This is a genomic window from Rhodococcus sp. PSBB066, assembly GCF_017068255.1.
GTDB classification, from domain to species: domain Bacteria; phylum Actinomycetota; class Actinomycetes; order Mycobacteriales; family Mycobacteriaceae; genus Rhodococcus; species Rhodococcus aetherivorans.
On record NZ_CP070859.1, the window covers coordinates 4,124,051 to 4,147,959 of the forward strand.

20 protein-coding genes and 1 pseudogene are annotated in these 23,909 nt (G+C 73.7%); 2 read left to right on the forward strand and 19 right to left on the reverse strand.

Annotated features, from left to right (window positions below; genetic code table 11):
• Positions 1–2 precede the first annotated feature (2 nt).
• From tpiA to rpe, 13 genes are all read right to left on the reverse strand, one after another.
• A complete protein-coding gene (gene tpiA, locus JYA75_RS18650) occupies positions 3–785 on the reverse strand; it encodes a triose-phosphate isomerase (protein WP_050035214.1) in 783 nt (260 codons plus the stop codon).
• Position 786: 1 nt separating this feature from the next.
• Entirely contained in the window at positions 787–1,998 is a 1,212-nt protein-coding gene (locus JYA75_RS18655; protein WP_006937693.1) for a phosphoglycerate kinase, read from the reverse strand.
• Positions 1,999–2,018: 20 nt separating this feature from the next.
• Positions 2,019–3,038: a type I glyceraldehyde-3-phosphate dehydrogenase gene (gap, locus tag JYA75_RS18660; RefSeq protein WP_006937692.1), complete on the reverse strand. Its 1,020-nt coding sequence runs from the start codon at positions 3,036–3,038 to the stop codon at positions 2,019–2,021.
• A 177-nt stretch (positions 3,039–3,215) separates the two neighbouring features.
• Positions 3,216–4,193 carry a DNA-binding protein WhiA gene (gene whiA / locus JYA75_RS18665; protein ID WP_170914087.1) on the reverse strand — a complete coding sequence of 326 codons (978 nt, stop codon included), beginning with the start codon at positions 4,191–4,193 and terminating at the stop codon, positions 3,216–3,218.
• Positions 4,190–5,257: a uridine diphosphate-N-acetylglucosamine-binding protein YvcK gene (gene yvcK / locus JYA75_RS18670; protein ID WP_029543623.1), complete on the reverse strand. Its 1,068-nt coding sequence runs from the start codon at positions 5,255–5,257 to the stop codon at positions 4,190–4,192. The genes whiA and yvcK overlap by 4 nt, the downstream gene beginning before the upstream one ends.
• Complete coding sequence (rapZ, locus tag JYA75_RS18675; protein WP_170914089.1) at positions 5,254–6,108, reverse strand: RNase adapter RapZ; 855 nt, start codon at positions 6,106–6,108, stop codon at positions 5,254–5,256. The genes yvcK and rapZ overlap by 4 nt, the downstream gene beginning before the upstream one ends.
• Before the next feature lie 71 nt (positions 6,109–6,179).
• The gene (gene uvrC / locus JYA75_RS18680) at positions 6,180–8,333 is read right to left on the reverse strand and encodes an excinuclease ABC subunit UvrC (protein ID WP_185712740.1); all 2,154 of its coding nucleotides are present in this window, start codon (positions 8,331–8,333) and stop codon (positions 6,180–6,182) included.
• A gap of 9 nt (positions 8,334–8,342) precedes the next feature.
• On the reverse strand, positions 8,343–8,816 hold the full coding sequence (locus JYA75_RS18685; protein ID WP_082120243.1) for a PH domain-containing protein: 474 nt from the start codon (positions 8,814–8,816) through the stop codon (positions 8,343–8,345).
• Positions 8,813–9,295, reverse strand: coding sequence for a 6,7-dimethyl-8-ribityllumazine synthase (ribH, locus tag JYA75_RS18690; RefSeq protein ID WP_006937682.1), 483 nt, complete (start codon positions 9,293–9,295; stop codon positions 8,813–8,815). Before ribH ends, JYA75_RS18685 begins: the two co-directional genes overlap by 4 nt.
• Positions 9,296–10,546, reverse strand: coding sequence for a bifunctional 3,4-dihydroxy-2-butanone-4-phosphate synthase/GTP cyclohydrolase II (locus JYA75_RS18695; protein ID WP_006937680.1), 1,251 nt, complete (start codon positions 10,544–10,546; stop codon positions 9,296–9,298).
• A gap of 60 nt (positions 10,547–10,606) precedes the next feature.
• On the reverse strand, positions 10,607–11,215 hold the full coding sequence (locus JYA75_RS18700) for a riboflavin synthase (RefSeq protein ID WP_006937678.1): 609 nt from the start codon (positions 11,213–11,215) through the stop codon (positions 10,607–10,609).
• A gap of 11 nt (positions 11,216–11,226) precedes the next feature.
• Positions 11,227–12,270, reverse strand: coding sequence for a bifunctional diaminohydroxyphosphoribosylaminopyrimidine deaminase/5-amino-6-(5-phosphoribosylamino)uracil reductase RibD (gene ribD / locus JYA75_RS18705; protein WP_235431209.1), 1,044 nt, complete (start codon positions 12,268–12,270; stop codon positions 11,227–11,229).
• The gene (gene rpe, locus JYA75_RS18710) at positions 12,267–12,950 is read right to left on the reverse strand and encodes a ribulose-phosphate 3-epimerase (RefSeq protein ID WP_050036357.1); all 684 of its coding nucleotides are present in this window, start codon (positions 12,948–12,950) and stop codon (positions 12,267–12,269) included. The genes ribD and rpe overlap by 4 nt, the downstream gene beginning before the upstream one ends.
• Before the next feature lie 174 nt (positions 12,951–13,124).
• Between rpe and ppsA the strand changes: the two genes are divergently transcribed.
• Positions 13,125–15,404: a phosphoenolpyruvate synthase gene (gene ppsA / locus JYA75_RS18715; protein WP_050036356.1), complete on the forward strand. Its 2,280-nt coding sequence runs from the start codon at positions 13,125–13,127 to the stop codon at positions 15,402–15,404.
• Between the two features lie 87 nt (positions 15,405–15,491).
• Here the strand turns inward: ppsA and JYA75_RS18720 are convergent, their stop codons facing one another.
• The 3 genes from JYA75_RS18720 to fmt form a co-directional block, all read right to left on the reverse strand.
• Positions 15,492–16,421, reverse strand: a complete 930-nt coding sequence (locus JYA75_RS18720; RefSeq protein WP_006937670.1) for a 1-phosphofructokinase family hexose kinase — start codon at positions 16,419–16,421, stop codon at positions 15,492–15,494.
• A 91-nt stretch (positions 16,422–16,512) separates the two neighbouring features.
• Positions 16,513–17,958 carry a transcription antitermination factor NusB gene (locus JYA75_RS18725; RefSeq protein WP_006937668.1) on the reverse strand — a complete coding sequence of 482 codons (1,446 nt, stop codon included), beginning with the start codon at positions 17,956–17,958 and terminating at the stop codon, positions 16,513–16,515.
• Positions 17,955–18,878, reverse strand: a complete 924-nt coding sequence (gene fmt, locus JYA75_RS18730) for a methionyl-tRNA formyltransferase (protein WP_006937666.1) — start codon at positions 18,876–18,878, stop codon at positions 17,955–17,957. The genes JYA75_RS18725 and fmt overlap by 4 nt, the downstream gene beginning before the upstream one ends.
• Before the next feature lie 290 nt (positions 18,879–19,168).
• Here fmt and JYA75_RS28870 point away from each other — a divergent pair, with 290 nt between their 5' ends.
• A complete protein-coding gene (locus JYA75_RS28870; RefSeq protein ID WP_230304554.1) occupies positions 19,169–19,579 on the forward strand; it encodes a rhodanese-like domain-containing protein in 411 nt (136 codons plus the stop codon).
• Positions 19,580–19,616: 37 nt separating this feature from the next.
• Here JYA75_RS28870 and JYA75_RS29130 read toward each other — a convergent pair.
• The 3 genes and pseudogenes from JYA75_RS29130 to JYA75_RS18745 all read right to left on the reverse strand — a co-directional run.
• Positions 19,617–20,495: pseudogene (locus tag JYA75_RS29130) on the reverse strand (phosphatase PAP2 family protein); the annotation flags it as partial.
• Positions 20,496–20,647: 152 nt separating this feature from the next.
• Positions 20,648–21,625 carry an alpha/beta fold hydrolase gene (locus tag JYA75_RS18740; protein ID WP_006937662.1) on the reverse strand — a complete coding sequence of 326 codons (978 nt, stop codon included), beginning with the start codon at positions 21,623–21,625 and terminating at the stop codon, positions 20,648–20,650.
• 244 nt (positions 21,626–21,869) lie between these two features.
• Positions 21,870–23,888: a primosomal protein N' gene (locus tag JYA75_RS18745; protein ID WP_203329242.1), complete on the reverse strand. Its 2,019-nt coding sequence runs from the start codon at positions 23,886–23,888 to the stop codon at positions 21,870–21,872.
• Positions 23,889–23,909 lie beyond the last annotated feature (21 nt).

Here is a 23,909-nt window from a genome sequence, read left to right on the forward strand (position 1 = left end):
GCTTACAGCGGGCCGCCCGCGGCGATCGCGGAGAGCTGTGCGAACTCGTCGGCCTTGAGCGAGGCGCCGCCGACGAGACCGCCGTCGATGTCGGGCTGAGCGACGAGCTCGCCGACGTTCTTGGCGTTGACCGAGCCGCCGTAGAGCACGCGGACGGCGTCGGCGACCTCCGGGGAGGCGAGCTCGGCGAGGGTGGCGCGCACCGCGGCGCACACCTCCTGGGCGTCGGCGGCCGAGGCCACCTTCCCGGTGCCGATGGCCCACACCGGCTCGTACGCGACGACGATCTTCGCAATCTCGTCGGACGAGAGCCCGGCGAGGGACCCGCGCAGCTGGGCGACGTTGTGGGACACGTGCCGGCCGGCCTCGCGGACGTCGAGGCCCTCGCCGATGCAGACGATCGGGGTCAGCCCGTGCCGCAGGGCCGCCTTGGTCTTGGCGAGCACGCTCTGGTCGGTCTCGCCGTGCAGCGTGCGCCGCTCGGAGTGGCCGACGACGACGTAGGCGCAGCCCAGCTTGGCCAGCATCGCACCGCTGATCTCGCCGGTGTAGGCGCCGGAGTCGTGGGCGGAGACGTCCTGGGCACCGTAGGTGAGCAGCAGCTTGTCGCCCTCGATCAGCGTCTGGACGCTGCGGATGTCCGTGAACGGCGGCAGCACCGTCACGTCCACCTTCTCGAGGTACTTCTCCGGCAGCGCGAAGGCGATCTTCTGCACCAGGGCGATGGCCTCGAGGTGGTTGAGGTTCATCTTCCAGTTGCCGGCGATGAGCGGCTTACGGGTCATCTCAGGCCTCCAGTGCAGCGATGCCGGGCAGTTCCTTGCCCTCGAGGTACTCGAGGGAGGCGCCGCCGCCGGTGGAGATGTGCGAGAACCCGTCCTCGGGCAGGCCGAGCAGGCGCACCGCCGCGGCCGAGTCGCCGCCGCCGACGACGCTGAACGCGCCGGCGCGGGTGGCCTCGACGATCGCCTCGGCGACCCCCTTGGTGCCGGCCGCGAACTTCTCGAACTCGAACACGCCCATCGGGCCGTTCCAGAACACGGTCTTGGCGCCGGTGAGGTACTGGGCGAACCGGGCCACCGACTCGGGTCCGATGTCCAGGCCCATCCAGCCGTCCGGGATCTCGGTGACGGGCACCGTCTCGGCCTCGGCGTCGGCGGCGAACGCGTCGGCGACGACCACGTCCTGCGGGATGTGGATGACGTCGCCGAACCGCTCGAGCAGGCCCTTGCAGGTCTCGGTCATCGACTCCTCGAGCAGCGAGTTGCCCACCGAGATACCTTGCGCCGCAAGGAAGGTGAAGCACATGCCGCCGCCGATGACGAGGGTGTCGACCTTGGGGGCGAGGGCCTCGATCACGGCGAGCTTGTCGGAGACCTTCGAGCCGCCGAGCACCACCGCGTAGGGCCGCTCCGGATCGGCCGTGAGCTTGGCCAGCACCTCGACCTCGGCGGCGACGAGGTTGCCCGCGTAGTGCGGCAGCAGGTTCGCCACGTCGTACACCGACGCCTGCTTGCGGTGCACCACACCGAATCCGTCGGAGACGAACGCGCCGTCCTCGCCGACGAGTTCGACGAGCTCGCGCGCCAGCGCCTGCCGCTCCGCCTCGTCCTTGCTGGTCTCGCGCGGATCGAAACGGATGTTCTCGAGCAGGAGGATGTCGCCGTCGGTCAGGCCCTCCGAGCGGGCCAGCGCGTCCTGTCCGACGACGTCGCCGGCGAGCTGGACGTTGCGGCCGAGCACCTCACCGAGCTTCGCCGCGACCGGGGCGAGGGAGAACTTCGGATCGGGCTCGCCCTTGGGCCGGCCCAGGTGGGCGGTGACGACGACCTTCGCGCCCGCCTCGGCGAGCGCGGCGATCGTCGGGGCGGACGCGACGATGCGGCCGGGGTCGGTGATCGTCGCGCCGTCCAACGGGACGTTGAGGTCCGAGCGCACCAGCACGCCACGACCCTCGACGCCGGCGTCGAGCAGATCCTTCAGGGTCTGAACTGCCACTGTTCGACTGTCCTGTTCGGTCAGAGGGACTTCGAGACCAGGCCGATGAGGTCGACCAGGCGGTTGGAGTAGCCCCACTCGTTGTCGTACCAGGAGACGATCTTGACCTGGTCGTCGATGACCTTGGTCAGGCCGGCGTCGTAGATCGACGAGTGCGGGTCGGTGACGATGTCGGAGGAGACGATCTCGTCCTCGGTGTACTTGAGGATGCCCTTGAGCGGGCCCTCGGCGGCCGCCTTCATCGCCGCGTTGATCTCCTCGATGGAGGCGGGGGTGGCGAGGTTGGCGGTCAGGTCGGTGACCGAGCCGGTCGGGATCGGCACGCGCAGGGCGTAGCCGTCGAGCTTGCCGACCAGCTGCGGCAGGACGAGGCCGATGGCCTTGGCGGCGCCGGTGCCGGTGGGCACGACGTTCAGGGCGGCGGCGCGGGCGCGGCGCAGGTCCTTGTGCGGGCCGTCCTGCAGGTTCTGGTCCTGGGTGTAGGCGTGGACCGTGGTCATCAGGCCCTTGACGATGCCGAAGCTGTCGTCGAGGACCTTGGCGATCGGGCCGAGGCAGTTGGTGGTGCACGAGGCGTTGGAGATGATGTTCTGGCTGCCGTCGTACTTGTCGTCGTTGACGCCCATCACCACGGTGAGGTCCTCACCCTTGGCGGGCGCCGAGATGATCACCTTCTTGGCGCCGGCGTCGAGGTGGCCCTTGGCCTTCGACGCGTCGGTGAAGATGCCCGTCGACTCGACGACGACGTCCACGCCCAGGTCGCCCCACGGCAGCGCGGCCGGGCCTTCCTTGACCTCGAGCGCCTTGATGCGGTGGTCACCGACGACGATGGTGTCCTCACCGTCGAGGCTGACGTCCTGCGGCAGGCGGCCGAGGATCGAGTCGTACTTGAGCAGGTGGGCCAGAGTCGCGTTGTCGGTGAGGTCGTTGACCGCGACGATCTCGATGTCGGTGGTGCCGAGCGCCCTCTGCGCCTCGACAGCCCGGAAGAAGTTACGTCCGATACGACCGAAGCCGTTCACGCCTACCCGGACAGTCACAATTACGCTCCTTTGCCCATCTCTGCTGGTTGTGCCAGTGGTGCCCACCGCGGTGCCGGAGACATCGGCGCCGGTCGGCAGGACTCATCGGTCGATGTGACCCCTACCCTATCTGCGGGGCCGGCGGGGCGCGGCAGGAGGCCCGGGGCGGCGCGGCCGCCGCCCGGGGCCGGCCGGCTAGGCCTCGTCGAGCAGCTCCGGGGTCACCGCGGATTCGGTGTCCGGGATGCCGAGATCCTTGGCCCGGCGGTCCGCCATGGACAGCAGCCGGCGGATGCGTCCGGCGACGGCGTCCTTCGTCATCGGCGGGTCGGCGAGCTGGCCCAGTTCCTCGAGCGACGCCTGCCGGTGCTGCACGCGCAGGGCACCGGCCGCGGCGAGGTGGTCGGGCACGTCGTCGCCGAGGATCGCCAGGGCCCGCTCGACGCGGGCGGCCGCGGCCACCGCGGCGCGCGCGGAGCGGCGCAGGTTGGCGTCGTCGAAGTTGGCGAGCCGGTTGGCGGTGGCGCGGACCTCCCGCCGCATCCGGCGCTCCTCCCAGGTCAGCCGGGTGTCCTGGGCACCCATGTGGGTGAGCAGCGCGCCGATGGCGTCGCCGTCGCGGACGACGACCCGGTCGGCGCCGCGCACCTCGCGGGCCTTGGCGGCGATGCCGAGGCGCCGGGCGGCGCCGACGAGCGCGAGCGCGGCCTCCGGGCCCGGGCAGCTGATCTCGAGGGCGGACGAGCGGCCCGGCTCGGTGAGCGAGCCGTGGGCGAGGAATGCGCCGCGCCACGCCGCCTCGGCGTCGGCGATGCTGCCGCCGACGACCTGCGCGGGCAGGCCGCGGACCGGGCGGCCGCGCACGTCGAGCAGACCGGTCTGGCGGGCCAGGGCCTCGCCCTCCTTGGCGACGCGCACCACGTAGCGCGAGCTCTTGCGCAACCCGCCGGCGCCGAGGACGTGCACCTCCGCGGAGTAGCCGTAGAGCTCGAAGATCTCGCGGCGCAACCGGCGGGCGATCGACCCGAGGTCCACCTCGGCCTCCACGACGACACGGCCCCCGACGATGTGCAGCCCGCCGGCGAAGCGCAGGAGGGCGGACACCTCGGCCTTGCGGCTGCTGGTGCGGGTGACCGCCAGCCGGCTCAGCTCGTCCTTGACCTCCGCTGTCATTGCCACGTGGGGATCTCCCTTCCGTCCCGCTGCGCGAGGTCCCGGGGGCGGGCCGCGTCGGGCAGGTGTTGAGCCAGGACCGCCGCCAGCTTGGCGGGGTCGTGTCGGTGGGTGCCGGTCTCCGCCACGTCGGCGTAGACCACCTGGGCGCCGAATCCGGCGGCGGCCCGGCACAGGTGTTCGCGTTCCCGGCCCTCGGGCACCGATGCGGAGTCGACCACCACGTGGTCGACCCGGAACTCCGGGGCGTGCTGGGCCAGCACGTGCAGGTGCCGCTCGGAGGAGAACCCGGCGGTCTCCCCCGGTTCGGCGGCCAGATTGAGCACCAGCACCTTGCGGGCCGGCGCCGTCACCAGCGCCTCGAGCAGGTCGGGGACGAGCACGTGCGGGATGACGCTCGAGAACCACGAGCCGGGCCCGAGCACGACGAGGTCGGCGGCGCCCACCGCGTCGAGCGCGTCGGGACACGCCGGGGGGTCGGCCGGGATCAGCCGCACGCGCCGGACCTTGCCGGGGGTGGTGGCGACGGCGACCTGCCCCCGGATGATGCGGCTGGCCCGCGGATCCGATTCGAGGCCGGACACGTCCGCCTCGATGTCGAGGGCGATCGGCGACATCGGCAGTACCCGGCCGCGCACCTCGAGCAGTTCGGCGACGCGGTCGAGGGCGGCCACGGGATCGCCGAGGACCTCGGTCAGCCCGGCCAGGATGAGATTGCCCACCGAGTGGCCCGCGAGCGCGCCGGTGCCGCCGAACCGGTGCTGCACCGTCTCGGTCCAGGTGTGCACCCCGGGGGTGTCCGCGGCCAGCGCGGCCAGCGCCATGCGCAGGTCGCCGGGCGGGATGACGCCGAGTTCGGCGCGCAGCCGGCCGGAGGAACCGCCGTCGTCGGCGACGGTGACGACGGCGGTGACGCGGTCGCTGAGCCGGCGGACGGCGCTGAGCGTGGCGTACAGGCCGTGGCCGCCGCCCAGGGCCACGATCGACGGATTCGGCGCGGTGCCCTGCCCGCCGGCCGGGCCGCCGGTCCCGGGCGCCGGGGCCGCGGAACCGGGCCCCGTCATTCGCGCCCCAGATCCCGGTGCGCGACGTGCACCGACAGCGTCGGGTCGGCGTCGAGCCGCGCGGCGAGCGCCTCGCTCATCGCCACGCTGCGGTGCTTGCCACCGGTACAGCCCACCGCGATCGTCATGTAACGCTTCCCCTCCCGGCGGTAACCGGCCGTGGTCAGTTCGAGCAGCCGATGATAGGTCTGCAGGTATTCCTGCGCCCCGTCCCGGCTCAGCACGTAGTCGCGGACGTCGACGTCCTGGCCGGTGTGCGGACGCAGCTCGGGCACCCAGTGCGGGTTGGGCAGGAACCGCACGTCGCACACCACGTCCGCGTCCATCGGCAGACCGTACTTGAATCCGAACGATTCCACGGTGACCCGGATCGAGTCGGCGTCGCCGTCGCCGAACGCGGACTCGATCTTGCGGCGCAGTTCCGGACCGGACAGCGACGACGTGTCGACCACCAGATCGGCGGCGGCCTTGACCGCGGCGAGCTGGGCGCGTTCGGTGGCGATGCCGTCGGTGAGGGTGCGGTCGGCGGCGTCGGCCTGCAGCGGGTGGCTGCGGCGGACCTGCTCGAAACGACGCACGAGGACCTCGTCGGTGGCCTCGAGGAACAGCACGCGGGTGCGCACGGGCCGGGCGGCCAGTTCGGTGACGACCCAGCCGAGGTCGCCGGTGAACAGGCGGCTGCGTACGTCCATGACCACGGCGAGGCGCTGCAGCGGCGGGTCGGCCCGCACCGCGAGATCGACCATCGAGGTGACCAGCTGCGGGGGCAGGTTCTCGGCGACGAACCAGCCGAGATCCTCGAGGGCCGTCGCGGCGGTGCTCAGACCGGCCCCGGACAGGCCCGTGACCAGGGCGACCTCCGCCCGCGGGCGGTGGTCGTCCCGGGGCCGGGGCCGAGGCTGCGCCGTCTCCGCCTCGTGTGTCACAGTTCCGACTCCGTTCGTCCGCCCGACACGCCGACGGTGCCATCATCACCCACCGGCGTGTCCGGCGCAGCCTCACCCGCCGGGGCCGGCGCGGTGTCCGGGACGTCGCCGCGCAGGGCGTCGAGCACGGCGCGAGCGGTGGCGACGCCGATGCCGGGGACCGCGGTGATCTCCTCCACGGTCGCCTCCCGCAGCCGGGCCACCGACCCGAAGTGCGCGACGAGCGCGTTGCGGCGGGCCTGCCCGAGCCCGCGCACCCCGTCGAGCGCGGAAGCGGTCATGCGCCGGGACCGCTTGCTGCGGTGGTAGGTGATGGCGAAGCGGTGCGCCTCGTCCCGGACCCGCTGCAGCAGGTACAGCGATTCGCTGGTGCGGGGCAGGATGACCGGGTCCTCCTCCCCCGGCACCCAGACCTCCTCGAGCCGCTTGGCCAGTCCGATCACCGCGACGTCGGTGATGCCGAGTTCGTCGAGCACCTCCGCCGCGGCGGCGACCTGCGGGGCACCGCCGTCGACGACGTACAGATTCGGCGGGTACGCGAAGCGGCGGGGCCGCCCGGTGGCCGGATCGAGCGCGGCCTCCGGGGCGAGGTCGCCGCCGTCACCGTCGCGGGCCGCGACCGGGTCACCGTCGCGGGCCGCGGCCGGGTCACCGCCGGCCGCGGCGAGGTCCCGGTTGTGCCGCAGGAACCGGCGCCGGGTCACCTCGGCGATGGAGGCGACGTCGTCGGAGCGGCCGTCGCCGGCGGCCTCGCGGATGGCGTAGTGCCGGTAGTCCGCCTTGCGGGGCAGGCCGTCCTCGAACACCACCAGCGACGCGACGACGTCGGTGCCCTGCACGTGGCTGATGTCGACACACTCGATGCGCAGCGGCGCCGAGTCCAGGTCGAGGGCCTCCTGGATGCCCTGCAGGGCGGCCGAGCGGGCGGTGAAGTCGCCGGCGCGGCGCAGCTTGTGCTGGGTCAGGGCCTCGTGCGCGTTGCGCTGCACGGTCTCGGCGAGGGCTTTCTTGTCGCCGCGCTGCGGCACCCGCAGCCGCACCGGGCCGCCGCGCAGGGTGCCGAGCCAGCGGCTCATCTCCTCCGGCTCGGGCGGCAGGGCGGGCACGAGCACCTCGCGGGGCACGGCGCTGCCCGCCGGTTCGGCGCCGGCCGCCGACAGGGCGGCCTCCTCGCCGTAGAACTGGGTGAGGAACTGCTCGACCAGCAGCGACAGTTCCGTCTCGGCGGTGCCGGAGGCACCCGCCGCGTCCTCGGGCCGGTCCACCACGTTGCCGGACTTCTCCACCACCCAGCCCCGCTGGCCGCGCACGCGGCCGCCGCGCACGTGGAACACCTGCACGGCCACCTCGAGGTCGTCGCCGGCGAAGGCGACGAGGTCGGCGTCGGTGCCGTCGCCGAGCACCACCGCCTGCTTCTCCAGGGCGCGGCGCAGCGCACCGAGGTCGTCGCGCAGCCGCGCGGCGGTCTCGAAGTCGAGGTCCTCGGCGGCGGCCTGCATGCGCTGTTCGAGGTCGCGGACCAGCTTGTCGGTGCGGCCGGCGAGGAAGTCGCAGAAGTCCTCGACGATGCGCCGGTGCCCGGCCGCGTCGACACGGCCCACGCACGGTGCCGAGCACTTGTCGATGTAGCCGAGCAGGCACGGGCGGCCGATCTGCGCGTGCCGCTTGAACACTCCGGCCGAGCAGGTGCGGGCCGGGAACACCCGCAGCAGCAGATCGAGGGTCTCGCGGATGGCCCAGGCGTGGGAGTAGGGACCGAAGTACCGCACGCCCTTGCGGCGCGGCCCGCGGTAGACGAACAGCCGTGGGTACTCCTCGTTCAACGTCACCGCGAGCATGGGGTAGGTCTTGTCGTCGCGGTAGCGGACGTTGAACCGGGGATCGAACTCCTTGATCCAGTTGTACTCGAGCTGCAGCGCCTCGACCTCGGTGCCCACGACCGTCCATTCGACGGACCCGGCGGTGGTCACCATCTGCCGGGTCCGCGGGTGCAGCGACGCGACGTCGGCGAAATACGAGTTCAGCCGCGACCGCAGGCTCTTGGCCTTGCCGACGTAGACGACGCGGCCGTGCGGATCGCGGAACTTGTACACCCCCGGCTCCACCGGGACGGTGCCGGGGGCAGGGCGGTAGGTCGAGGGGTCGGGCACGGGTCCAGGCTAGTCGGCCGAGCCGACACCCCCGCCGTACCGCTGTTCGAGCTCGCGGAACGCGGTCAGCGCCGCGACGGCGTGCTCCCCGTCGCGGGCCTGCACAGCGACGACGGGCACGTACTCGTCCTGCGGCAGCTCGAGCCGGGGCCACGGCTTGCCCTGGGGGAAGGTCATGCCCCGCACCTGGTCCCAGCCGAACGCCTTCTCACCGAGGACGTTGCGCACCACCACGCCGGACGCCCCGGCACGCAACCGGGGCCGGGTCAGCAGCAGCACACTGCCGGAGACGACGACGCCGACGCAGACGATGGCGATCTGGTCGGCGACGCGCAGGTTCACGCCGGTGTCGCCGCCGGCGCGCAGCACGAGCGCGGCCCCGATGTGGCCGAGCATGAGCACGATCGCCGCCACGATCGCCCACCGGGACATCTTGCGGCTGCGGACCTCGAGGTCCCAGCGGGTGTCGGCGGCGGAGGTCACCGCGCGGCCCCGCGCAGCCGCCGCAGGGTCACGGCGGTGTCGAGGGCGGCAGCGCACGCCTGCCCGCCCTTGTCCTCGACGGAGCCGGGCAGTCCGGCCCGGTCGATCGCCTGCTGCTCGTCGTTCGTGGTGAGGACCCCGTTGCCGACGGGGGTGCCCTCGTCCAGCGCGATGCGGGTGAGCCCGTAGGTGACGGCGTCGCACACGTACTCGAAATGGGGGGTCCCGCCGCGGATCACGACGCCGAGGGCGACGACCGCGTCGTGGGTGCGGGCCAGCTGCTGGGCGACGACCGGCAGCTCGATCGCGCCGGCGACACGTTCGAGGGTGACGTCGGTGACGCCGGCCTGCTCGGCGACGCGCTGCGCCCCGGCGACGAGCGCCTCGGAGATCTCGGCGTGCCAGCGGCCGGCGACGATGGCCAGCCGCAGCCCGGCCGCCTCGGACAGCTGCAGCTCGGGCAGTCCTTCGCCGCTCATCTACGCGTCCCCCGCCTCGTAGTCGTCCAGGCCGATCAGGTCGTGGCCCATGCGGTCCCGCTTGGTGCGCAGGTAGGTGATGTTCTCGGAGTTCGCGCGCAGCGGCATCGCCACCCGCTCGGTGATCTGCAGCCCGTAGCCGTCGAGGCCGACCCGCTTGGCGGGGTTGTTGGTCAGCAACCGCATCGACGAGATGCCCAGGTCCACGAGAATCTGCGCGCCGATGCCGTAGTCGCGGGCGTCGGCGGGCAGGCCGAGCTGCAGGTTCGCGTCCACGGTGTCCGAGCCGGAGTCCTGCAGCTGGTAGGCCTGCAGCTTGTGCATCAGGCCGATGCCGCGGCCCTCGTGCCCGCGCATGTACAGCACCACACCGCGGCCCTCCATGGCCACCATCTCGAGTGCGGCGTCGAGCTGTGGGCCGCAGTCGCACCGCAGCGAGCCGAACACGTCGCCGGTCAGGCACTCCGAGTGCACCCGCACGAGCACGTCGGCACCCTCACCGTCCGGGCCGGGGATGTCGCCGAGCACCAGCGCGACGTGCTCGACCTCGTCGTAGACGCTCTGGTAGCCGACGGCGGTGAAGTCGCCGTGCCGGGTGGGGATGCGGGCCTCGGCGATGCGCACGACGTGCTTTTCGTGCTTGCGGCGCCAGGCGATCAGGTCGGCGATGGAGATCAGGGCGAGCTTGTGCTCGTCGGCGAAGACCCGCAGTTCCTCGGTCTGAGCCATATGGCCCTCGTCCTTCTGCGAGACGATCTCGCAGATCACGCCGGCCGGGCGCAGGTCGGCCATGCGGGCGAGGTCGACGGCGGCCTCGGTGTGGCCGGGCCGGCGCAGCACGCCGCCCTCCTTGGCGCGCAGCGGCACCACGTGCCCGGGGCGGGTGAAGTCCTGTGCGGTGCTGTTCGGATCGGCGAGCAGCCGCATCGTGGTGGCCCGGTCCGAGGCGGAGATGCCGGTGCCGATCCCTTCCCGCGCGTCGACCGTCACGGTGTAGGCGGTGCCGTGCTTGTCCTGGTTGGTCGAGTACATGGGGGGCAGGCCGAGGCGGTCGCAGTCCTCCCCGGCCAGCGGCACGCACAGGTACCCGGAGGTGTAGCGCACCATGAACGCCACCAGTTCGGGAGTGGCCTTCTCGGCTGCGAAGATGAGGTCGCCCTCGTTCTCGCGGTCCTCGTCGTCGACCACGACGACCGCCTTGCCGGCTGCGATATCGGCGATCGCGCGCTCGATGGTGTCGAACCTCGTCACTTGCGTGGGCTCCAAAATCTCGTGTACGGACAAACTGATTGCCGAGTTCAACAGTACGACTCAGCGGCCGGCGGCCTGCAGCCGCTCCACATACTTCGCGATGACGTCGACCTCGAGGTTGACGAGCGTGCCGGGGGCGGCGCTGCCCAGGGTGGTCAGCGACAGCGTGGTCGGGATCAGGGAGATCTCGAACCACTCGTCGCCGGGCTCGCCGCCGAGCGCGGAGACGGTCAGCGAGACCCCGTCCACCGTGATCGAGCCCTTGTGCACCACGTACCGGGACACGTCGGCAGGCAACGAGATCCGCACCACGGTCCAGTTCTCCGACGGGGTGCGCGAGAGCACGGTGCCGGTGCCGTCGACGTGGCCCTGGACCAGGTGCCCGCCGAGGCGGCTGTTCAGCGCGGCGGCCCGCTCGAGGTTGACGCGGCTGCCGGGACCGAGCTGCGACAGGCTCGAACGGTCGAGGGTCTCCTTCATCACATCGGCGGTGAAGGAGTCGCCGCCCGGGACGTCGACGACGGTCAGGCACACACCGTTGACGGCGATGGAGTCGCCGTGGCCGGCGTCGGAGGTCACGACGGGTCCGCGGACGGTGAACCGCGCCGCGTCGGCCAGGTCCTCCCGCGCGACGATCTCGCCCAGTTCCTCCACGATCCCGGTGAACACAGCTCGCTCCTTCACTCCCGGTCGGGGACCAGGGTCAGCAACACGTCGGCGCCGACGGTTTCGACGCGCTCCCGACGAAACCGTAGCGCCTCGGCGATCGTGCGCACGCCGGCGTCCCGCACTGCGGACGGTCCGGACCCGAGCAGCACCGGCGCGAGATAGGCCTGGATGCGGTCGACCCGGCCCGCGGCGAGGAACGCACCGGCCAGGCGCGGGCCGCCCTCGAGCAGCACGTCCACCCGGTCCGCGAGCGCGCCGAGCACCTCGTCCGGATCGTGGGTGCGCAGCACCAGGGTGGGCGCGGCATCATCGAGAACTCTTGCGGTCTTCGGGATCTCGCTCCTGCCGACGACCACGCGCAGGGGCTGGTGCGGGGCCAGCGAGCCGTCCGGCAGCCGGGCGGTCAACCACGGGTCGTCGGCGAGGACGGTGCCGGTGCCGACGACGATCGCGTCGAGCCGCGAGCGCTCGGCGTGCACGCGGGCGCGTGACTGCGGGCTGGAGATCCAGCGGCTGGTGCCGTCGGCGGCGGCGCTGCGCCCGTCCAGGCTCGCGGCGTACTTCCACGTCACGTGGGGCCGTCCCGTGCGCTGCCGGTGCAGCCAGGCACGCAGCGCTCCCGCCTCGGCGGGCTCGGCGCCGAACCCGCCGTCCACCCGCACGCCGCCGTCCCGCAGCGTCCGCGCACCCCCGGCCGCCGCCGGGTGGGGATCGGCCACCGCGTAGTAGACGGCGGCGACGCCGGCGCGCAGCAGGGCCTGCGCGCACGGACCGGTACGGCCGGTGTGATTGCACGGCTCCAGGGTCACGACGGCGGTACCGCCGCGGGCCCGCTCCCCGGCCGCCTCGAGTGCGACGACCTCGGCGTGGGGGCCGCCCGGCGGCCGGGTCGCCCCGACCCCGGCGACCTGTCCCGCCGCGTCGAGGATCACCGCGCCGACGGGCGGATTGGGGCTGGTGGTGCCGCGCACCGACTCCCCGGCGTCGAGCGCGAGGCGCAGTGCCGCCTCGAGCGGGGCACCGCTCACGGCCGCCTCGAGCGGTGCATCGCTCACGTGGCCAGGGTCAGGTGCGGGGAGGCGTGGGCGGCCCGCTCACGCAGCTTGCGCACCGCCTCGCCCGGGTCGTCGGCCCCGTACACGGCCGACCCGGCGACGAAGCAGTCCACACCGGCCTCGGCGGCCGCCTCGATGGTGTCGGCGTTGATGCCGCCGTCGATCTCGACGAGCAGGGTCAGCTCCCCGGCGTCGACGAGACGGCGGATCGCGCGGACCTTGTCGAGCACGTCGGGGATGAACGACTGGCCGCCGAAGCCGGGCTCGACGCTCATCACCAGCAGCGTGTCGAACTCCTTCAGGATCTCGAGGTAGGGCCCGAGCGGGGTGCCGGGCTTGACGCTCAGGCCGGCCTTGGCGCCGGCGGCCCGGATGTCGCGGGCGACGGCGACGGGATTCTCGGTGGCCTCGACGTGGAAGGTGACATTGTGCGCGCCCGCCTCGGCGTAGGGCGGCGCCCAGCGGCCCGGGTCCTCGATCATCAGATGACAGTCGAGTGGGATGTCGGTTGCCTTCAGCAGCGACTGCACCACCGGCAGGCCGAGGGTCAGGTTCGGCACGAAGTGCGCGTCCATGACGTCGACGTGCAGCCAGTGCGCGTCCGCGACGGCGGCGGCCTCGTCGGCCAGGCGCGCGAAATCCGCGGAGAGGATGGAGGGGGCGATCATCGGGTGGGCCACGTCCACCGAGTTTAACGGTCCCGCCGGCGGGGCCCGCCGCGCGTCGCGGCGCCCGCCCACCCGGGGGACAGGTTTTCATGACTTTCGACCCCTGGTTCGACCCTCTGGGCGATGCTTGAGTGGACGGTGGCGGGCCCGGATCCGCTGGGCCCGAAGCGGCAGTGGGGAGCGACGATGGCCACGCACACGGTGTGGGTTCGACCGATCGGCGAGGTGGGCGCGGAGGATGCGCCGACCGTGGGGGGCAAGTCCGCCAACCTCGGGGAGATGACCCGGGCCGGGTTCCCCGTGCCGCCCGCCTTCGCGATCACCACCGCCGCCTATCTCGATTCGATGGCCGCCGCGGGGGTGCGCGACCGGCTGCGCGCCGAGGCCGTCCCGGCCTCCGACATCGACGACGCGACGCTGATCCGCACCTCCGCGGAACTGGCCGCGCTGGTGACCGGGGCCGCGGTGCCCGACGAGATCCGCGCCGACATCGTCGCCGCCTACGAGAAGCTGGGCGTGGACGTGCCGGTGGCGGTGCGGTCCTCCGCGCCCGCCGAGGACGCCGCGGACACCTCGTTCGCCGGGATCCACGAGTCGTACACCAACATCGCCGGCGCCGACGCGGTGGTGCGCGCCGTGCAGGCGTGCTGGGCGTCGTTGTGGTCGGAGCGGGCCCGGACCTACCGGGGCCTGCGCGGGGTGACCGACGAACCGTCCATCGCCGTCGTGGTGCAGGTGATGGTGCGCTCGGAGGCCTCGGGGGTGGCGTTCACGGCCGACCCCCGCACCGGCGAGCTCGACCGCATCGTCGTCGAGGCCGCCCTCGGCCTCGGCGAGGTCGTCGTGGGCGGCCAGGTCGAGCCGGACACCTACGTCGTCGCCAAGGACGGCTTCGCCGTGCTCGACGTGCATCTCGGGCATCAGGAGTTCCAGATCGCCTCCACCGACACCGGCGACAGCCGCGTCGCGGTCGATTCGTCGCGGCAGACGCGGGTGCTCGACGAGGAGCAGCTCGAGAAGGTCGCGCGGCTCGCCGCGGGCGTCGAGCAGCACTACGGCCGGCCGCAGGACCTCGAGTTCGCGTTCGCCGAGGGTGAGCTGTGGATCGTGCAGACCCGCCCGATCACCACCCTGGGGATGCCCGGGGCCGCCGCGGCGTCCGGCAACGGGCAGGCGACACCGCTGCTGACCGGGCTCGGCGCCGGCCCCGGCCGGGCGACCGGACGGGTCCGGGTGCTGCAGGAACTGGTCGACGGCAAGCGCCTGACCGAGGGGGAGATCCTCGTGGCCCCGATGACGCGGCCCGACTGGCTGCCGATCCTGCGCCGCGCCGGGGGCATCGTCACCGACGGTGGCGGCATCACCTGTCACGCCGCGATCGTCGGCCGCGAACTCGGCAAGCCCGTCGTCGTCGGCGCCCGCACCGCGACGCAGGACCTGCGGGACGGCCAGGTGATCACGGTGGACGGCGATGCCGGCGTCGTGTTCGACGGGGAGGTCCGCGCCGACCGGCCGACCGCGGCGCAGACCGCCGCCCCGGTGGCCGCGGCCCCCTCCCCGACCGTCACCGCGACGGCCGTGTACGTCAATCTCGCCACCCCCGACGCCGCGCAGGCCGTCGCCGCCACCGACGTCGACGGGGTGGGGCTGCTGCGGGCGGAGTTCATGATCACCGAGGCGCTCGCCGGGGAGCATCCCGCCTACATGATCGCGCAGGGCCGGCGCGAGGAGTACGTGTCGAAGATGGCCGAGGGCGTCGCGCGGATCGCGGCGGCCTTCGCCCCGCGGCCGGTGGTGTACCGCGCAATCGACCTGCGCAGCAACGAGTTCGCGAACCTGAAGGGGGGCGAGGTGGAGCCGGACGAGGAGAACCCGATGATCGGGTACCGCGGCTGCTTCCGCTACGTGCGCGATCCCGAGCTGTTCTCGCTCGACCTCGACGTCCTGCACCGCGTGCGCGCGCAGCACCCCAACGTGCACCTGATGATCCCGTTCGTGCGCACCCGTTGGGAACTGAGGGAGTGCCTGGCCCAGCTCGACGCGCATCCGCTCGGCACGGATCGCCGGATGCTGCGCTGGATCATGGCCGAGGTGCCGTCGGTGGTGTACTGGCTGCCCGAGTACGCGAAGCTCGGCATCCACGGCGTGTCGATCGGCAGCAACGACCTGACCCAGCTCGTACTCGGCGTCGACCGCGACTCCGAGGTGTGCAAGGACCTGTTCGACACGCTCGACCCGGCGGTGCTGGACGCGATCGACCACATCATCGAGCGGGCGTCGGCGGCCGGCCTGACCACGTCGCTGTGCGGGCAGGCCGTCTCCACCAGCACGGAACTGGCCGAGCATCTCGTGCGCCGGGGCATCACGTCGGTGTCGGTGACGCCGGACGCGGCGGCGCAGACCCGGCGCACGGTGGCGCAGGCCGAGCAACGGATCGTCCTGGACCGCGCACGGCACGAGCACTGACCGCGTCGTGCGCTCCGAGCGAGCGGACCATGCCGTCGGCCGCTCGGGACCGCCCTGACGGGGGGAACGATCCGGTCGCTCGGGGCGTCACCGCTGCCGCGCGAGGACGTCGAACCGCTCGACGTCGTCGCGGCGGCAGACCTGACTGCCCGGGGTGAGCAGGGCCGCCGAGCCCGCCGCGATGCCGAGCGCCAGGGCGTCGCGCAGCGAGCGGCCCCGCAGCAGGCCCACGACCAGCCCGGCGACCATGCTGTCGCCGGCGCCCACGGCGCTGCGCACGGGCACGTCCAGGGCCTTCAGCCGGGCAGTGGTGTCGGCGGAGACGAGCAGCGCCCCCTCCGGCCCGAGGGACACCACCACGACCTCGGCGACGCCGGCGTCGACGAGTTCGTGGGCGGCCGCGGCCTGTTCGTGCGGGGTGCGCAGTTCCCGGCCCACCCATTCGCGCAGCTCCCGCAGGCTCGGCTTGACCAGGTGCACGCCCGACTTGATGCGGCGCAGTGCGTCCCCCGACGAGTCGAGGACGAAGCGCGCACCGGCGTCGGTGGCGGCGTCGGCCACGCGCTGGACGAACTCGCCCGGCACGCCCGGCGGAAGGCTGCCGCTGGCGACGACGTACCGTGCGCCGGTGGCGGTCTCGACGAGCAGGTCCAGGCACCGTTCCTGGTCCTCCACGCTCAGCTCCGGGCCGGGCAGCACGAACCGGTACTCGTGGCCGGTGCTGCGTTCGATCGCCGTGAACGACTCGCGGGTCATGCCGTCGATGTCGATGCGCCGGCTGTCGACACCCCCGGCGGCCAGCAGCGCCGAGAGCGTATCCCCGGTCGGACCGCCGGCCGGATACACCGCCCCGGCCGACACGCCGAGCACCCCGGCGACCTTCGCGACGTTGATCCCGCCTCCCCCGGCCTCGAGCCGCGGCGCCTCGCAGCGCAGTTTGCTGGTGGGCCGCACCTCGGCGGTGTAGGTGGTCACGTCGAGCGCCGGGTTCATGGTCAGGGTGACGATGTCGGGCACGACGTGCCTCCTGCAGGGAGCGGCCGGGTTGCGTCCGACCGTATCCGAGCGCGGACCGATTCTTCCGGCGTTCGCGCCACAGGCTCGCGGATCAGCCCGCCGGTGTGCGCAGCGCGGCCATGAACATCGCGTCGGTGCCGTGCCGGTGCGGCCACAGTTGCACGGACGGGCCGTCGCCGAGACGCGGCACGCCGGGCACGAGCTCGCGCGTGTCGAGCTGCTCGACCTGGTGCCGACGGACGGCGTCGGCGACGACGGCGAGGGTCTCGGAGGTGTGCGGGGAGCACGTCGCGTACAGCACCACGCCGCCGGGCCGCAGCAGGCCGATCGCCGAGGCGAGGAGCTGTTTCTGCAGCCGCACCAGCTCGGCGACGTCGCCGGGGCTGCGACGCCACCGCGATTCGGGCCGGCGCCGCAGGGCGCCCAGCCCGGTGCACGGCGCGTCGACCAGGATGCGGTCGTAGCCGGACCCGAGGCCGGGATCGCGACCGTCGGCGACGTGCACCGTGACCGGGAGGCCGCGGGTGGCCTTGCGGATCAGCTCGGCGCGGTGCTCGACCGGCTCGACGGCGTCGACGGTGAAGCCGTCGATGTCCGCCAGCGCGCCGAGCAGGGCGGCCTTGCCGCCGGGACCGGCACACAGGTCCAGCCACCGGCCGTGGTCGGGTCCGTCGAGCGGGGCGAGCGTGAGCGCCCGCGCCACCAGCTGGCTGCCCTCGTCCTGCACGCCGGCCATGCCCTCGCGCACGGGGTCGAGCTTGCCGGGGTCGCCGCCGCCGTCGAGATGCACGGCGTAGGGCGACCAGGGGCCGATCTCCCCGCCGGTGGCCAGCGCGAGCTCCTCCGCGGTGATCACCCCCGGACGAGCCACCAGGTGCACCACCGGCCGGGCGTCGTCCGCCGCGAGCACCTCCTCGAGCTCCCCGGCGTCGGGACCGAGCGCGACCGCGAAGGCCTTCGCGATCCACTCCGGATGCGCATACCGGAATGCCAGGTGTCCCACGGGGTCACGAGCCGGGTCGGGGGCGAGCTCGACGATCCACTGTTCCTCGGGCTTCTCCGCGACGCGCCGCAGCACCGCATTGACGAATCCGGACTTGCCGTGGCCGAATTCGCTGCGGACGATGTCGACGCTCGTCGCGACGGCCGCGTGCGGGGCGATGCGGGTGCGCAGCAGCTGGTACGTGCCCAGCCGCAGGGTGTCCAGCAGCGCCCCGTCGATCTCGGTGACGGGCCGGTTGGCGCACGCGGCGATCACGGCGTCGAGCAGACCCTGGGCGCGGGCGGCGCCGTACGTCAGCTCGGTGGCCAGGGCGGCGTCGCGACCGTCGAGACGCCGCTCCCGCAGCAGCGCCGGCAGCACCAGGTTGGCGTAGGCGTCGCGCTCCCGGACCGCGCGCAGCACGTCGCGGGCGGCGAGACGGGCCTGGTCGAGGCCGGCCTCCGCGGGGGACGGCCGGCGGGCCTGCCGAGGCTTGTTGTTGCGGTCGCCGGGTCCGCGGCGCGAGCGGCGGGCGGGGCGTCGGGACTCGGTCACTGGGCGCGTACCTCCGGGTCGAGCCGGGCGCCGCGAACCCAGTCCGCGGCCGCCATCGTCTTCTTGCCGGGCGGCTGGACCTGCCCGAGCCGCACGGCGGTGCTGCCGGTGCCGACGAGGACACCGTCCTTGCGGGCCAGGATCTGCCCGGGCGCGAGGGTCTCCTCGGTGCCGGTCACGGGCCCGAGCTTGACGCGCAGGTCGCCGATCATCGTCCAGGCACCGGGTGCGGGCGTGACCGAACGGATGTGGCGGTCCACGAGGTGCGCGGGCCGGTCCCAGCTCACGCGGGCCGACTCGACCGTGACCTTGGGGGCGTGCGAGACGCCGTCCGTGGGCTGCGGCACGGCCGTGAGCACCCCGTCCTCGAGACCGTCGAGAGTCGATTCGAGGAGCGCGGCACCGGAATCGGCGAGCCGGGCGAGCAGATCCCCCGCCGTGTCGGCGGGCCGGATCGTCTCGGTGACCACCCCGTAGACCGGGCCGGTGTCCAGGCCCTCCTCGAGCCGGAACGTGCTCGCGCCGGTCACCTCGTCCCCCGCGGCGAGCGCGGCCTGCACGGGCGCGGCGCCGCGCCACGCGGGCAGCAGCGAGAAGTGCAGATTCACCCAGCCGAACTTCGGGATGTCGAGCACCGGTTGCGGGATGAGCGCGCCGTAGGCGACGACCGGGCAGCAGTCGGGGGCGAGTTCGGTCAGCCGGGCCACGAAGTCGGGGTCGCGCGGCCGCTCCGGGGTGAGGACCTCGATGCCGTGGTCGTCGGCGAGCCGCCCCACGGCCGAGCGGACGACACGCCGCCCGCGGCCGGCGGTGGTGTCGGGCCGGGTCACCACCGCGACCACCTCGTGGCGCGGCGAGTCGAGCAGGCGGCGCAGCGACGGTACGGCCGGTTCGGGGGTCCCGGCGAACACCAGCCGCACGTCAGCGGCCCGTCCGCGCGCGAGGAGCGAGGCCCCGGCCCCGGGAGGCGGACTGCGCTGGGCCGACCGAACTGTTCACGAATGCTGCTCCCGGATCTCGACGACGAATGGTGCCCTCAGTCTAGGGACCGGGCCTGCGGGCGGTGACAGCCGTCCGCGAACCCGAGGGGTCGGGCCGGACGTGACGAATCCCGGCAACCGCCGTGCAGCGTCGATAGGCTGAGCCGATGGCAGAGACGCGAGAACGGATGGCACGGTCCCCCCGTGTGCGCTCGGCGGACCCCGCGGGCGTGCCCTGGCCGGCGGCGCAGGAGCAGGACGTGGTCCTGGTGGACACCACGTGGGGCGAGCTGCAGCCGCTGCAGTGCGCGCCCGGGGTGGTGACCGTCGGTGAGCTGGAACTGACGGAGCTGGTCGCGAACGGAGCCGTGCTCGTCGACACCCGTGTCCCGGACTCGCGCAAGGGCAGGTCCATTCCGGGCGCGGTCAACCTGCCGCACGGCCGGATCACGGAGCTGCGGGACCGGCTCGATCCGTCCCGGGTGTCGATCCTGTTCTGCAACGGCCCGCAGTGCCCGCAGTCCCCGATGGCGATCCGGGAGCTGCTCGAGGCGGGATATCCGGCGTCCTCGCTGGCGTACTACCGCGGTGGCCTGCACGACTGGGTGACGTTGGCGATGCCGCTCGAGCAGGTGGACTGATCTGCGGGGCGAGCCGCGCTCCGCGGCGCGCCTCCCAGGCCCGGGCGGCCAGCGCGGCGAAACCGACGTAGCCCCAGCCGAGCAGCACGTCGACCACGTAGTGTTCGCCGCCGTAGACGAGCGTGAAGGCCATGGCGAGCGGGAACGCCACCAGCAGCGCCCGCATCCAGCCGCGCCGCGCTATCGGCCACAGGGCGACCGCCACGAGCAGCGCGAACGCCGAGTGCAGCGACGGCAGCGCGGCGACCGGGTTGCCCTGCGCCTCCAGCCATCGGGTGCCGACGTCGATCGGCACCACCCCGAAACCGAAGCCGGTGACCCGCCCGACGCCGTCCGGCAGCACGCCCACCTCGGAGGCGTACCACGGTGGGGCCGCCGGCACGAGGATGTAGGTGATCAGTCCGAAGTACGACAGGAGCAGCACCCGTCGCATGTACCCGGCCCAGCGTGACCGCGAGTACAGGTACAGCAGGGCCGCGAGCAACCACGGCACGAGAAAATGGCTGGTGTAGACGACGGCGGTGATCATGGTCCAGCCGGGCCGCTCCCCGTCCGCGCCGAGCAGGCGTTCCTGCAGCCACACCGTCGGGACCGTGCCGCCGAACAGCCAGCTCTCCACGGCGACCGGTTCGTGTACCCGCACGGGCAGGCCGAGTTCGTCGGCGATGCCGCGGGTGTGGTCGTAGACCACGAGCGCCGCGACCAGGGGCAGCCAGTCGACGACGACGCGCACGTGCCCGCGCCACGGCCGGTCGATCGCGAAGGCGATCAGCCCGGCGACGATCCAGGCCGCCTGGTACACCCGGTCGGCGGGGATGCCCATCGTGACGACGGTGCCGATCAGCGCAGCGAGGTACACGCACCGCGCGGCCACCCGGAGGTACTGGCGCGGCGACACCAGCTGCGGCGCCCGCATCACCGCGAGAGCGCGTCCCGGAAGCGAGGGGGGTTCACCGCTACCTCCCTTCGGCGCGCTGTCCCGGGCGCCGGTGACCGTCGTCCGCAGGGGCTCGTGCCGCCCGCATACCCATGATCGGGGCACCGGGCACGCCCCGGGGGCGGATCGGGTCAGGAGTTGCTCTCGATGATCAGTTCGGGGATGCCCGTGCCGAGCGGCACCGGGACGCACTCGCCGAGGGCGTACCGCTCAGGGGCGAGCGCGTGCCGGATCACGGTGAGCGAGAACGGGTCGTACACCATGTTGAAGTGCCCGGTCTGATCCGGTGGGCACAGGTCCTGGATCATCAGGTTGACCGCCCCGGGTCCGCGCAGCGCCACGTTGGTGGACGGCTGGATGACCTCGTCGACGCGGGATCCGATGGTGGTGTAGCGGACGCCGGGAACGGTGTCGACCGGGGTGTTGAGTTCGGTGAGCAGTTCCGAACCCTGCAGTTGCTGCGCGAGGGCCACCGAGAAGAAGTCCTCGACCGCGTCGGTGGCGCCGGGAGCGGCCACGGCCGCGGTGCCGAGCCCGTAGAAGGTGCCACCGTAGCTCGGCGAGGCCACGCCCACCCAGCGGTCCACGACGGCCGATCCGCCGAGGCGGTTGACGTAGTACCGCGCGACGGTGGCGCCCTGCGAGTAGCCGAGGAGATCGACCTTGTCGGCGCCGGTGTCGGCGCGCACACGCTCGACGAACCCGCCGAGCTGCGCGGCGCTGACCCGGATGTCCCCGGTGCCGTAGTCGTCGGCACCGTCGGCCTTTCCGTAGTCGAGAGCGAAGACGCACCAGCCGGCGTCGGCGAGCATCGGGGCGACCGCGGCCCAGTCCGAGTAGGAGTTGGAGTCGGTGCCGTGGGCGAGGACCACCGGCCGCGGATGGTCCGGGGCGGGCACGCACCCGAAGTCGTTCGACCGCGCCGGCGCCGCCCCGGGGTGGTCTTCGGCGTAGCCGGCGGCCTGGGCATGCGTGGTGGCGACGGGGCCCGGGGTGACGGGCACGAACGCTGTCGATCCCGAGGGCGCGGCGCCCGCGCCGGTGACGGACACGGCGGCCACGGCCGCCGCACCGGCCAGCGCTGCAACGATCCTGCGTGTGCCGTTCACGGCCCCTCCCTTCCGGTCCGCCCGTGCCGGTCCGCACCGTCCGCCACTGGTTCGGTTCACCAGGATCGACCCTGCCCCTGTGATTTATCGTGACACAGTCGCCCTCTCGCGGCATGCCGTCTTTCTGCAGGTGGCGGGCGGTTCTGCCGTCCTGTCGCACGGCAGGGTCCTCGCCCTCTCGGGGCACCCGGCCGGGCGGGACACAGCCGGCGCGCACCGTCCCGGCCGGGAGAGACGACGGCCGTCACCCGATGCGCAGCGGATCGATCTGCACCCGCAGCGCGCCCTCACCACGGCGGGCACTGCGGGCGGCCTGCGCCTCGCGCAACGCCCGGCCGAGGGCGAGGCCCCGACCGCGCGGCACCCGGATCACCATGCGCTGCACCTCGTCCGGCTCGGGATCGTCGGCCCCGAACGGTAACCGCTCCCCCGGCGGCAACGCCACCGGACCGAGCACCTCCGCCTCCGGCGGCAGCGTCGCGGCGGCCAGCAGGTCGGCGACCGCGGCCGCGGTGCCGTCGACCGCGGCCATGTGCACCGCGGGCGGGAAACCGACCTCGGCGCGCTCGGCGAGCTGGGACTGCGCGTGCCCGATCGGGTCCCACCGCACCAGCGCCTGCACGGTGGGAATGCCGGAGTCGGCCACGACGACGACCTGGCCGCCGTCGGCGAAGGGCCGCACCAGCGACGACGCGGTGAGCCAGCGGCGCATCGTCTCCTCGGCGGCCCGCAGGTCCGCGCGGCCGAGCAGCGCCCACCCGTCGAGCAGCAGCGCCGCGCCGTACCCGCCGGCGGTGACGGGCTCGGCACCCACGGTGGCGACGACGAGCGCAGGCCCCTCCGGGGCGGTGGCCTTGACCTCCGCCCCGCCGGAGGTGACCACCGGGACACCGGGAAAGGCCCGGCCGAGTTCCTCCGCGGTGCGCCCGGCGCCGACCACGACGGCGCGCAGCGCGCGGGCGCCGCACGCGTGGCAACGATGGGTGGCGTCGGTGATGCCGCACCACCGGCAGGCGGGCGTCGCGGCGCCGTCCGGGCCGGCCGCCTGCGGCAACGCGAGCGGGCCGTTGCAGTGCCGGCAGCGGGCCGGGGTCCGGCACTTGGCGCACGCCAGCGCGGGCACGTAGCCGCGGCGTGGCACCTGCACCAGCACCCCCCGGTCGGCCTTCAGGGCGGCGCGGGCGGCGGCGAACGCGATGGCCGGCAGGCGGGCGGCGCGGGCGGCGGGATCGCGTGCGAGCGCCTGGTCGCTGTCGGCGAGCGCAGTGATCTTCGGAGCGCAGGCCCGGACGACGTCGCGGGGCGCGGCGAGGTCGTGGGCCCACCCGGCGTCGACGAGGGCCTGGGTCTCGGCGGTGCGGGCGTGCCCGGCCAGGACGACGGCGGCGCCGGCGGCATGGGCCCGCAGCAGCGCCACCTCCCGCGCGTGCGGGTACGGCGCGCGCGGCTCGGAGTGCAGGTCGTCGCCGTCGTCCCACACCACGATCAGCCCGACGGCCGGGGTGGGGGCGAACACCGCGGCCCGGGTCCCGACGACGATGCGGGCGGTGCCGCGCAACGCGGCGAGCCAGCGCCGGTAGCGCACGGCCGGACCGAGCCCTGCGGCGAGCCCGACGACGCAGTCGGCGCCGGCGAGGTCGGTACAGGCCGCCACGACCCGGTCGAGGTCGCGCTGATCGGGTACCACGAGCACCGCGGCGTGCCCGGTGGCGGCGACCGACGCGGCGAGTTCGGCCAGGCGGCGGGGCCAGCCCTCCCCCGGCAGCGCCTGCCAGGCCGCGCGGGGGGTGCGGCCGGCGGCGAGGGCGTCGAGGAAGTTCTCGCCGTGCCGGTACCGGGCCCAGGCGGCCCGGTCGACCTCCGGCGCGGCGGGCGGTGCGGCGGGCGGCGGGTCCTCCGCCTCGACCCGCGCGTGCCGCGGCGGCACCGCCAGCCGCAGCACGTCGGCGCGGGTGCCGGCGTAGCGGGCGGCGACCGCGTCGGCGAGGGCGGCGATCTCCGGGGTCAGCACGACCTCCGGGGAGACGATCCGGTCGAGCCAGCCGAGCCGGCCGGTGTGCTCGCTGCTCGGGGCCCGGGCCAGCAGGAAGCCGTCGACGAGCCGGCCGGCGAACCGGACGCGCACCCGCACGCCCACCCGCGCCTCGGCATCGAGCTCACGCGGGATCAGATAGTCGAACTCGCGGTCGAGATGCGGCAACGGCAGCAGCGGCAGGATCCGCGCCACCGGATCCGTCTCGGCGGCGGTCCTGTCGGTGGCCACCCGGACCCCTGACGGGGCGGG